The following is a 13,822-nucleotide window of genomic DNA, read 5'->3' on the forward strand; positions in this document are numbered from 1 at the left end:
ATTAATATGCATAACCCTTATTCATTGCATTTGCAACCGCGCCCTCTAACCACTTGTTATCTATGTTTCTCGAATTGTCATTTACATTCACATTTGTACTCATTTTGACATTCGACATAGCCATGATTTCATTGTTTAGCATAGCTGCTAGGTCATTATGATTCATTCTCTTAGCAGCCGAAGCCTTTACAGATATATTGATGTATTCACCGTTCTGGTTAGGTGTTACACGAGCTGTAGGAGCCCCTAAAGTTTCTGGTGCCACTGGTGCCATTTCCTGTAACCCTTCTGGTGTAGGTGCGCCTTTCATTAGGGCGTTTGTTGCCCATAATGCACCGAACCCCATAAGTCCAACCCCCGCGAAACTTGCTGCGCTTCCACTAAATGCTTTCTTACCAGCAGTTGCAATATCTGAAAGGGACTCATTCATTTCATCTCTCATTGTACGATGAAGTGGCATTGCTTCATTTGACATGATTTTTGGCTCAACAGCTTTTCTTTCTCCCATGATTTCAACAGAACTAACTGCATCGTCTAAACGATCTTCAATGTTTGCATATCTGCGCTCATGAATTCGTTGTACAGATTTTTCGAAGAATTCCTGGTGCTTAGCCATTCTCGCATTACCGTACTCTTTAGCAATGTTAGAGATTTCAGTTACAGCATCCATGCCTGGGATGTGCTCACCTGTTTTGACCATGTTGGAGAAGTTATGGAATCCAATACCTTGAGAAGCAGCTACAAGTAAACTTGATTGTCGGTATCCTTGAACACCCATTTCACTATAAACTTCTTCTGCTCCACCTAAGATTTGAAGAGACTTCTTAATGAATTCCTGATTTGATCCTTTGTAAACTTCACCTTTTCCTACTTCTAGGAATGGTTTGCTCTTAAATAGACCACGATCAACAAGGTCAGCTGAAGCTAAATCATAATCCAATCCGTTACTAGGATTATTAATTTTATCAATCATGCTGTAAAGGTCGCCCATTACCTCTTCTGCAGTTTGCTTAGAACCTTCTACTTTCTTAGCCGAGATAGACTTCTGAGAATATTCACGAAGGAATTCATCCACCATTGCAGTTTCTCGTACATAATCATCTCTAGAGTATTTCATTGCTCCTTCTGCTTCATTGAATAGCTTGTATTTCGTTTCCGCCATCGTCATAAACGCTGCAGACATTCTCATACGTGTATTATCTACACTACCAATTGTAGAAGAAGTTGCACGAGCTAAGATTGATTTTTCGTGTTCGGCCTTACCTAGTCCGAATTCACCATTCTTAACTGTTCCCCAATCATCATATACACCCGTACTTTGAAGAGATTCACGAATCTTTTCATGTGCTTCAGCACCGTGTAGGTGTCCAAGTGTAAGATTCTTAGTGCTATTACCTGAGAAGAATGCTTCGGAAGCAGCTACAACATCTTTATGAGTTGCGTCTAAACCAGTAGCACTTGATACGCTTGTACGGAAGTCTTTTTCCATACTGTTCATAATTACGTCAGCTGCCAATTGGTTCTTCGCTGTATCAGAATTATGTAGCTTAGTGATGTCCTTTAATACTGCACTTCTTTGTTTCTCATCATCTATTCCATAATGAGTTAAGAATACCGCTAAGTTATCTCCGTCAAAGTCACCAGAAATACGTTCGGCCATACCACGCAATCCGACTACTTGCCCTTCACCAACAGCATCACTGATTTTCAATTTAAGAGCTTGAGTCGTACCAACGTCAATCGATGGGTAACGAATAGTAGTTGAGAACACATCGTTTTTGTTCCAGTTTTTCACAACATAATCCGTCATGTCCTCTGGTTTGATTTTCGCAGTATCTGTACCCCAAGATTTCGCAATGTTCTCAGCCTTGTCGCCAATTAAATTACGAACATCTTTCTCGTTCATGTAGACTTCGCCCTCTTTAGCGATACCATTGTTTACCCACTTTTCGCCGTCTTTCTGATAAGCTAAAGCAGGGTTAACGCCTCCAAATTGGTATTGAGAAGACATTGGAAGTCTTCTTGCCATAATCTTAGCCATACCTTCTTTTGAAGTTGAATCACCAAGAGTTGTAACAAGATTAGAAACTTCTCTGTTAATCTCTGTTTCTAAATTTCCACGTCGTTTAGCTACATCTTCTGCAGAGAATTTATCTGTTGTGAATAAGCCATTGTATTCTTCTGTTTTTCTCGCAATAGAAGCATAGTGACCTTTTAATGTATCGAGGAACTCTGTCTTCTCAACATAGTTAACATCACTAGGTAGCTTCATTGAATTGATATCAAGAAGAGGAATGTGTTGGTTCCCTGCGAACTCCGGAAGTTTTAAGTACGCTGTTCCTTTTGTGCTAAGTAGGTGCTCTTGAATCTTTTTACCTTTACCACCAGACTCTAGATTAAACTCTATTGCTCCGGCATTAATAATCGTTTTATTGTAATCACCAACAGTGAATGTTTGACTATGACCAGGCTTTTGAGGAATTGCTTCGAATGAATCCTTACTTACATGAAGTACTCCACCTTTCATCTGTGCATTTACATCCGTCATTACCCCCATACCATCAGAAGTGTAATCAATAACTACATCTCCTGCTTTAGGAGTCCAACCGTTATCGTAATTACCAGCAACTTTAACCATTTCGTTAAATACTTTTTGCTGAGCTTTAATTTCTGGTGCAGTTTGAGAACCATAAACCATATCACGCATGAAGCTAGCATGTGTAGAAGTCTCTCCTGGTTTATATATGCCTGTTCGAGTATAAGAACGATCTAACATATCTATCTCTTTAACAGTTATCTTACCGCGGTCAATTCCACCCTGACGATTCCAAACATCATGGGCCATTGTGATATCAGCAAACACTTCACGATTAAGACCTAACTCATTCATCCACTTAGCTGAAAGTTTCTCGCGACCTTTTTGATCAAGCTGTTTTCCATCTAAACCAAAGTTGGAATCTACAACGTATTGACCATTTTGATTAGTAGTTTTAATACCAAGCATTTGTTCAACATCTTTGTAGAATGAAGACAGTGCTTTATCTTCCGAACCGTAACCAGTGATTTTCTTATCTACTGTGCCGCCGAATTGTTGACGAATCTGAGTATCATAACCACGAATTAATGCCGGTAAATCAGTAGCACCTTTCTTTTCTCCAAGATGAGAAATTACCTGCTCTACTCCTTCTACGCCATATAAGTCACTCATAACTTCTCCAAGCATAGGAGTCATAGTAGCACGGAAACCACCTTCAGTTACTGCTTTGAATCCATGTCCTGTTTTACGTTGTCTACCTAACACAAGAGATCTCTTATCAATGTCATCTGCGTTGAATCCAAGGATAGATACTTTATCACCTTTCTTAAAACGTTTGTCATCAACAATTTCATTTTTAATATTGTTAATTTCATATTTTCCAAGTGTAAGATGATTCTTCTCATTAAACATAGAATTTATATCGATATTTAATGGCTTATCAAAAGTGATTCCTTTCTCTTTCCATAGACCATTACCAAGACCTTGTTTTTCAGCCTCTTTTTCAATAGCTACTTCAATAGAATTGTTGAACATTACTTTTTCAGCGTTCATATTAATACGAACTTCGTCCATTCCATCAAAGGCTTTCATTAGCTTGTGATCCATAAACGCTAGACCTTCACTAGTCGAAAGCATACCCATATCTAAAGATTTCTTCATTTGTCTTGCTTCTACAGGTGAGATTTGATTTTTAGATTGAGCTGTATCAATCATGCTCTTGTATTTCGCAACAGTATTAGCATCTTTTAGCTTCAATGCAATTTCTTCATCTGTCATATAACCTGTTTGCATTGTAATACCGCGGACCTCATTTGCATCATCAAGTGCTTTATATGCAGCTGACGAAATAAAGCTGTTTTTTGTACGGAACGATTGGTCTTTACCAGAACCACGTAATACTTTCGATGCAACTTCTTGGTCTACTTTTCGGTAGTTGATTGTTTTGTGTGGATTCTCTACTGAATCAGCATAGTAGTTACCTAATGCCATATAAGTACGAGCATCTGTATTTGCAGTACCGACGAAACCTTTTGAAGCAGAACGGTTATTAATACCAAACATACTTCCTTTTAATCCAGAAGCACCATTTGCGAAATCAAGAAGTCCTCCGGCAGTAGCGTAACCTTTTGCTCTTTGTCCCATTGCTTCAAAGAATGTAATCCCTTTTTCTTTTGCATTTTGAGCAATAATATCAGCAGAGGTGTTCAAACCTAATCTTTTTTGATTTGCCTTATACCAAGCTTCTGCATAGCCCGTGATATCCCATTTACTTGAACGAACTTCACCACTAATAGCTGATTTAATATCAAACATTTCTTTATCATCGAAATGTAGTTTTCGACTTGCATCAGTAGGGACTGGATCTACCTGTCTTCCAACACGATAACGAAGTCCTTGTCTGATTTGAACAAATGCGTTCTTATTTCCTGTACCTTCAGCTATCTCAGACAACTCTTTTGCTTTCTTAGAGTAATCAAGAATCATATTAAGAGCATCTGTAACTGATGTACTATGATAAGCTCCTTTTGCACCAATACCAGAACGAACAACAGAAGCTTTTCGGTTGCCACCGTATTTTACCTTCATATCATTATCAAAGGATGGAAGTTCAATAGTAGCTAGTCTAGGGTTACGAACTAATTCTTCATATGTCTTTACTTCGCTTAAATCCATACCACTCTTTTTATCAGCTAAGATAAGTAGAGGATTTCCGCCGTCCATAAATCGAATTTGAGTATTAAAGTCATTGCTGTAAGACGATAAAATCTTACCTACAAGATCTTCATACTTTGCAGCCATACCACTTGCTTTACTAATTGTGTCTGCATCGTTCATTCCATGTGTGCCGAAATTCTTCTCAAATAATCTCTTAATACGATTATCCTGCTCTCTTAAGAATCCTTTTAGTGGACTATTACCATTTAATATGTCTTTAGCATTTTTGTATGAACGAGCGTTCTCAATGCTTTCATGCATAACATCTGGTAGGTTCTTCATTAACCCTTTGATTGCAGTTGTTCGGTTATCCGTCATTTGATTAGTTACTTCACGAACGAAATTGTCTGTACCCATATTTTCTACCTTGTCACGAACAAGATTAGACATTTCAGTAAGAGCTGTTTCGATTTTATTACCCGACATAACTTCCTGTTTCATCTGACCTATAAGATATTTTACATCGTTAGAAGCTTTACCTTCCGGTGAAAGTTTGAAGTTTTTAATGATGATATCCTGTAATTCGTCAATACGAGCCATCTTGTATGACTTTTCAGGATTTCCAATGCGATCCCCTCTTCTTCCATTAATGTAAGAACGGAAAGAACCTTTGATTGAGTTCGTATCTTTTGCATTGAAAATTGTTTTATCTTCTTCTCCAAAAGCAAAATCGAAAAATCTATTTCCTTTAGCAGTTACATGAGCTTTGTTATCGCCTTGTTCATCTAACTTATTTTTAAGGTGTCGCAGAGCAATTGACTTCTGTTCGTCACTTAACCCTGAAGCTTTTAGAGTGCTCATAGCTGTTCCCCATACGTCTCTTTCCCCTTCTAATCGTGCGACCATATGAGGGAACTTCATAGCTAGTTCTTCTGTTCCTCCATTTTTAACAACGTGTGATTTCCAGTCAAAACCTTCTCCGACACTACCTGCTTTATCTAGATAGTTGTAGTATTCATTCATTTTCTTCCATCCATTATTATCGAACATTCTTTCATATTCACGGAAGGAAGCGTCATGTTTTACTTTTAAATCACGCAGGCTTTTAGAAATTGCATCATCCATTGGCATGAAAGAACCATGAATTTGCTGAGCTAGTCCTTCTTGAGTTTCAGACATTAATAAGATGCTTTTACCTTTAATATCTTTAGAATCAAGTCTTGCACCGAACCCTTTCTTATCTGTTCCTGGTAATGCTACGTCTTGTAAAAATTCTTTAATTGTGAAATTCTCATTTGAAGGAAGAGATGTGTTTAAATTAGCCCATCGGGGTTTCATCTTTCCATCGCCCTCAACTGTTCCCACAAGATTGTACTTGTGCTTCTCTTTATCAAAATAACCACTTTGATAAGAGAATACGTCTTGTCCCGCTTTTAGGATTTCTGTTTTTAATGTAGAAGGATTAAGGGCGTAAGCTGGAGATTTCTTCGATTCTTGGATGAATGATTTGATTTTGTTGTGGGTGAATCCCGCAATTTCAATATTCGCCTGAATATCGTCTTTTGCTAAGTGATACAAATAAGAAGATTGATTCGCTTTAATCTTTTTCTTACTTAATAAAGATTGATGGATATGTTCTTGTCGTAAACTTGAACCAGTTAATGAGTATGGATCTTTAGCAGTAGCAGAATATCCATGATAAAAATCTAATGAATCTTTTGATACTTTTCTAAAGAACTCTTTTGTGCTTTTATTTCCCGCAGCACCAATAATAGCTGGTAAGTCATAGTGGTGAATGTTGTATCCACCTAACTTTGAATTAGTAGATCTAATCTGATTCTGGAAGATAGATAACGCATCTTCAACCTTTGTTCCTTTGTGGTAAAGGTTATTAAGGCCTCTCTCAATTTCTTCTATTGTATTTCTTGTAAAAGCTGTACCTGCAGAAGGAACACGAGAATGTCCTAGTAAAGACATGTAAGCTTTTCCGTTACTTGTAGCACTTTTAAATTTACTCGCATCAGAATACTTAGCTAAATCCAGTAATGTACGGTGCATATCTTGTGAAACTGCCATCATTGGATTTTGTTTTAATCTGTTAATCTGTTGCTTTAGTCGAGCATACTCATCTTTTCCGGGAGCGACTGCCATTGAAACAATAGAGCCATGATTTTTAACAAAATCTTTTCCATTAAATTTAGTCCCGCCAAAGGATAACTCAGTCATTGCAAACAAATCTAACCCCTTATTACTTCTCATGTGTTCGGGTGTACCAATCGCTTCTATATCAAAGAACAATACGTTGTCATCACCTTTTAGACTCATAAAAGGATTTAATGCTTGTTGAGCATTCACATTAAAGCTATTTGGAGTACGAGCTGACTCCCAAATTCCTAATGAACTAATACGATTGTCTTTTGTTAATTCGTTATATGTTTGAGCTATTGCGCTTTGTCTATATTCAGCAGCAGTACGTTCTGCTGCGTTCTCCATTCTAATCTTGCCTGAACCATCAGCAGATTCATAAGCAGGTGTTAGTGCTCTGTTTTTTATAGGTACTCTTTCGATTCCTTCCATAATACCCTCCTAATAAATAACGGCGCCCGTCTAAAAAGACTGAACGCCGCTTAATGTATTTTAGAATAATGAGGAATGTATCCCTGCATTAAGATTATCTAAAATTTCATTTTGCATATCTTTCATGATGTCGATGGAAGTATTAATTCCACCTGGTCCCTCTCCATAAGAAGTTGTTAATTGGACATCTACATCTGACAATCCCATTCCTGATAACACCTCACGCAAGCGACCTGTATCGATCAAACTACTTAAAGAGTGTATTGGTATTGCTTTTTCTCCTGATTTCTCCGCTCTAGCTTGGTCTTTACTCCAATAACCAGAAGTAGTTGGGTTTACACCTTGCTTTTTCATAACCTTGATTTTTATATCATCAAGATTTGTACCCGCGTTCCATCCGGACCAATTTTCACTCGGTAGATAATGACTATCAAAGTAATCTTCAATATCTTCTTGCTTATCTACCTTAAGCCCCCAACTACCTTGTAAGATTCTTTTAATGTCCTCAGGAACATACTTTAGAATCTCCTGACGCTCTTTACTACTAGTCGTCTCAAGGAATCGAGGAATGTATTCTCGCTCTTTTGGTGTTAAGGCTCTCATTAACGATGTTCTATCAGAGGCTCCAGTCTCACCCATACTATATAGAGTACCTTCATATTCTTGTCGATACTTAATAGCTAAAGATGTATACTTACCTGATTGATAGGCTTCTTTTGCAGAAGAAATACCTTCTATTTCGTCAGAGAGTTCATGAATTTGTGATTTAACGGCTTCGGTGTCACCATAACCCATTTTTTTAGCCCACGACAATGTTTTCTTCTTGTCTGTTAGGTAACGTTTTAAGCCTTTATTTTTTCGTCCTTTTTCTGCTGCAGCATCAAAGAATTCTTCTACATCTACGTCCTCTTCACTTTTAGCAAGCTGACTAGCTTTTTCGTAAAGACCACGATACTTAACGTATTTTAAACGGTCAAAGTACTGGTTAATTTCTCGCTCATCCTCACGCTCTTGAGGGATCCAAACATTATCTAACCCAGGAAGGATTCTGCCTGCTCCTTCATCTAATACACGAAGAGTAGAAAGTCCTGCACCGATAGCGAATCCAGCGACACGTCCTAACCCTTTAGCTTTTGTAGTCTTCCCCCAAAGGTGACCAATGGCTGCCATTTCTGCACCAGCAATAAGTGGATTTTGAGAAGCAACCGTATTTACCATCGGTTTAATCCAACCTTCATATGGCTGTGTCCAAGGTCTCCAATCTGAACCGTATACTTGATCTCTCTTATAACTTTCAATCGGTGTACGTACTTGTAAAAACTTATCAGCTAAGATTCCGACGAAAGGTATTTTAGGAAGAATATCATGCGTTAACATCTCAGTATACTTACCGACAGTTACCATGTCATTTGAATAAAGAGCCCTTGTAGAAGTCGGGCTGCCATCATCTTTTATCTGAACTGGATTTTTCCAAGTTCGGTTTGCGATAAGAGCATTTAATGATTGACCTTTGTTAGTCTCAAACCAGAAACGACCATCTTCATTTTTGTTCGTGTATACAACAGCATCCATTGAGCCATATGTGTCAGTATTCATTCGTGCAACAGGGTCGTCAGCGATACCAATCTTAACTTTCTCACCAACTTTTAGATACTGCCCCATCCAATCAATAACATCTTGGTTATCTTTTTGTGTTAATTTGATACCAGCTAATTTAATTGGAGCATCGAACTCTCGAACCATGAACGTATTTGCATCGATAATTTTAGAGATTGTTACATTCTTTTCTTGAATGTCAGCATTTGAAAACTTCTTATCGTACCAATGATATGTATCCTGTTTGTCGTGAACCTGTTTCTTAATCTCATCAACTTCTTTGGCCATATCTTCTGTAAGACCACCAGATTGACGCAGTAATGAGATTTGATGCTTAGCTACTTTATACTGTTCACTATCAGGATCAACATCTGCTAAGATACGGAAACGGTCAAACACACCGTAGTCTGCAAATTCACCAGAACCAGTTCCGTCCGGATGAAGCTTATAAAGAGTTTCATATGCTTTACCAGGAAGTCTTATTTCACCCTTCTGTATTTTCGCATATGGATCACCGTGTAAGAAATCTGTTGATGAACCTATACCTGGCAACCATTCAGGCATCGTGTTTCGAATTGGAGAGTAATAATCTTTGTTAGGGTCACGAGGAACATAACGACGACCAATCTCCGATAGTGCACCACCGGCACCACCAAGGTTCATATCCCAAAAAGCACGACTTGGAGAAGTCATTAATGTTGATGGAGCAAGTGTTGTTCCACGCCATGACTCTTCATATCCAATTCCTGTTTTCGTTAAGAAACCATAGATACCACCTAACTCAGAAGCACTGTAGAATCCGTCTTTAAGCAAGCCTGTTAAATTATCAAGTTGACCAATACTGTCAAGATCTTGAGGGACTCCCATATTTCGAAGCTTCATTAAACTATTAACTGTGCTAGCTTCTACACCATCACCCATTTGAGCAAGTTCATAGTTTTGTTCAGCTAAAATGTTTTGGGCTCTTGTAGCACCACTCATACCTCTACCAATAATACTTCCGCCAACCGCTGTTCCACCTGATCCACCTATAGAACCTACAGGGCCTCCTGCACCACCGCCTGCAACGTTTGTTTTATACGTAGGTGTAATTCCATTGCCGTAGTTAACAATACCAGCATCAGCACCATAATTAGCTGCTGAACCACCAAAGTAATCACCTGTTCCTTGATCAGCGTACATATTATATTGTGTGACTGCACCTGTTCCAGAAATACCAACATAAGAACCATCATTAACTGGACTATACTTATCTTGGATGAATTGGTTGATAGAAGAAATATATTCTTCATGTGCTTTTTCTAACCCCTTGTGCTCTTTACGAGGTTTTAAGATTCGACCAACAGTTCCATCGACAAGGTTACCGACGATAGGAATGTTTTGTAGCTCACTGAAACCACCAGTGATTGCATATGGTCTATCTAGTTCGTGTTTGTTTTCATAATGATAAGGGTCTGTTAGGAAGTGTTTAATAGGAGCGAACGGATGAGTTAATGTAGGCATCCAGTTATTTGCCCAGTACTCACTTTCACTACCATACATAGTATCTGTGAATTTATAATCAGACTTTAATTTACGATACCAGTTGGCTTCAAAGTGGTCGATTCCTCCACCAGCCCAAGGAGAAGGAGAACCAACTCCCCAGTATCTATTTTTACGGATTGCATCTTCACCAGATTCGTAGTACTCTCTAGTATCTTCACCGCTACGGAAATCACTAAATATGCCGAATGTTAAAAAGTCTAATTGCTTAACTCCAAGCCATTCTCCAACTTGGTCAGCACCTGCATTTTTAAATACATTTGCCCAAGGACGTAACGCCTTGTTAATACCAAGCCCTTCTTTAATACTTTGAAGAGTTGTATGAGTGTTTACGTATGCGTCTGCTGCTGTATCACTAACCGTATCCCCTGTTAATCCATCAAAGTAAACAGCTTGTTGATATGCTGCATATGGAAGAACAATACGACGTAAATATTGATTACCGATAATACTTTGGAAAGAACCTAGATTCTTCTGAGATAAACTCAATCCGAAGTTACCTAACTGATTATCTAGACGTTCTGCCAATCCGTACATAATAGCAGTTGAAGTTGTTACATTTTCTAAGGAATCTCCATTAATGTGTCTTCCTGCTAACATCTCTTTTGAAACTGCTAGGCCTTGTTGAACTAATGTTGAGGAAGCATTTCTTGCATACATTTCTGTATTAATTGCAAGATCCCAACCATCATCAATTGGACCGTAATTTTTTAGGTTATTTATGTTTAGCTCTGATACGATTTCCTTACCAGCTTTACCAAGCCCACTTTTACGCATGATGATGAAATCAGCACCATTAGGAGATGGCTTGCCCGGTTCTGGTTTTCTACCTGTAAGAGGTTGAGCACGTAGAATACCTTCTTGAAGATCTTGACCAAAACCATTTAGAATAACTCCGCCGCTTTCAAATACTAACTTAGTATCATCATAACCAACATCGCCTTTATGAATGTTCATTACGTCCTCAAGGAATGTCTTCGCTTCACGAGGTCTTGCATCAATACTGTGGATATTGTCATAACCTAGAATATCAGTTAATGTTTCTAAATCCTTCGCATTCTTTACGTCTGATTCAGAGAGAATGCCTTTATTTCTTGCATCGATTAAATATGCAAGGGAACTTCTTTGTCTTGCTCCATTTTTAACAACATCCGGGGCAAAGTCTCCTGCTTCATTATCTAATGCTCTTAAAGCATATTGATGGAAAGAACGTCGAAGTTTTTCAGTTGCAGGAATAAGTGCTGCATCGTCACCAAATGTAGGAACCATAAATTCCATTAAAGATGGTAGGTTTTTATCGACTGCTGCTTCCCTTGAGGAGTTAAATCCTTCAGGGTCATTAATGTACTTCTGCGTCCATCTACCTAATTCCTTAACAGATGGATCTTCATAATGTTTTAAAGCATCTCTACCTGATAAGTCTTCATTGTATACAGAACGAGTATGAGACTTGTACATTCCTATGTTAGATGATTGATTTTTAAGCTCTTTATTAAATATAAGAGCTGCATCTTTTACATAGTCGTCATCAGTTAATCTAGCAAAGTCAAAAGCTTCTCCATTTACTTTAATGTGGTCAAATAGCTTGTTTACGTGAGGAGAAAGAACTTCTGTAGCTTCACGGGTAAGACTTGTTGCGCTCTTATCCATACCAACACGCATAACATTGTAAACATCACGAATCATATCTGATTGGTTTTCTTTAGAGGTATGTAAATCATATACTAAACCTCTTAATGCATTTGGCCCGTACATTGGATCTGCAAGCTTATCCCATGCTTTTCTGTATGTTTCTGCTCGGCTTTCATTTTCCTGATATCCAACGTCGAATAGTTTCTTCATCCATCCACGTTCATCCACTACATCTTTTTCACTGTAGTTGGTCATGTTTTTATGCATACGTGAGAATGCACCGAATTGTGATGGAGCCAAGTATAGACCTTCATCAACTAAATCTAGTCCACCTGTTTCTGTATAACGAAAAACATTTCCACCAGTATAGAAATGATCACTATTCTTTAGAGGATTGCGGATAGCTCCTTCTTGAGTTGTTTTAGCTACCCCATCGAAAGCTTGGTCACCTAAGTTCCTTACAAAACCGTGAACCTGTCCAGCACCTAATACTTGAATCCCCTCTTTTGCTTGACCAGAACGGAATGCTTGCCAAGGTGTTAAATCAACCGGGTTAATATTAAGAAAGGGAACTTTAACACTTTCTTGGAAAGAATCTATTGCACTAACAGCCCCAGATTTTAAATGTCGATTGTCTATCATCTCACCTGTTTTTGCATGAGTGTATAAATTCTTATCAAGAATCATATCTTCGAAGTTAAAAGATATTCCTTTTTTACCTAACAGTGCATTTAAATCTTCATTGTGTTTGTTGTTGTCTAAGAATTTTCTTAACTCCTTAGTAACATCGATAGACTTTTCATTTCCTTTTTCATCAATATCATCAACAATTAATCCATATTTACGTTTAGTAGCTACGTCAAACTTCTCAGCATCTTTTAACGTAGTGTGATTAAATCCTTTTTTCTTAAATTGAGTACTTAATACATCAGTTTGCTTGAGTGCATCTTGAATGAAACCATAAGAAGAAGCAGTCTCCATCGCTTTCGCTTGAGATAGGATTGATCCTTTATTCCCCTCAAATACTTTTTTAGTATCTTTATACTGCTCAAGAGTTTGAAGCATTTGTTTTTGGAATACATTTCGTTGTGTATCATCTTGGAATTTAACCTTATGAGAGTACTTCCCATTTTCAAGTTGCTTTATGAAGTCATCAACGTGATCAGCAGGACTATTAAAAATACCTTTATTCTGATTGTGGTAATGGGTAAGAGCATTAAGAATCTTGTCCCCACCATTGTTTTTAATAGAGGATTGTTTTCGTAGGTTTTCAAGGATTTTATTTTGACGGAATGATTGAGTAGCAGCGTATTCAAACTTATTAAGACCACCCATGTTTCTTTTATGGAATTCTTTATAGTAACGACTAACGAATTCTGTATTGTTTTGACCTGGGCGATTCGTAAGCATTTGTCTCTTCTTGATATTGTTACGGACAGAAGCTTCGAAGTTTTTATGCATTTTCTCCTGTATGTTACTATCAAATCCACCACGTAATGTTCTAATAACAGATGGATTATCACCAAGAGCATCAGATATTCCCTTCATAAATACTTTTGCATCGGATAAAGCACTGTATGCATGTCCATCCTTGCTTAATACCCTACTTCCAGTGACCGCTGCATTACTAGATAAATCAGACATAGCTTTACCTATCATTGCTCGGTTACGGTAAGCCATTACTCCTCCACCGATAAGGGAACCTGTTTTTGCTATATTACTAAGCAGATGACTCTTCTCTTTCTCTTCACCCGTATAGCGTTTATCAGCCATACTTATTCA

General features: G+C 38.0%; 2 protein-coding genes. Both read right to left on the minus strand.

All coding sequences use genetic code 11. The annotated features are described in order from the left end of the window. Window position 1: 1 nt before the first annotated feature. Window positions 2-7,270: a hypothetical protein gene (locus tag ASE54_RS29225; RefSeq protein WP_000398478.1), complete on the minus strand. Its 7,269-nt coding sequence runs from the start codon at window positions 7,268-7,270 to the stop codon at window positions 2-4. Window positions 7,271-7,330: 60 nt separating this feature from the next. After that, window positions 7,331-13,813 carry a hypothetical protein gene (locus ASE54_RS29230; protein ID WP_000764081.1) on the minus strand — a complete coding sequence of 2,161 codons (6,483 nt, stop codon included), beginning with the start codon at window positions 13,811-13,813 and terminating at the stop codon, window positions 7,331-7,333. Between the last annotated feature and the right edge of the window lie 9 nt (window positions 13,814-13,822).

This window comes from Bacillus sp. Root131 (genome assembly GCF_001429475.1).
GTDB lineage: Bacteria > Bacillota > Bacilli > Bacillales > Bacillaceae_G > Bacillus_A > Bacillus_A thuringiensis_S.

What these genes read in the sequence shown, in the direction of transcription:
- ASE54_RS29225 (WP_000398478.1), bottom strand. Translation starts at nt 7,270, where the DNA reads ATGGAAGGAATCGAAAGAGTACCTATAAAAAACAGAGCACTAACACCT.
- ASE54_RS29230 (WP_000764081.1), bottom strand. Translation starts at nt 13,813, where the DNA reads ATGGCTGATAAACGCTATACGGGTGAAGAGAAAGAGAAGAGTCATCTG.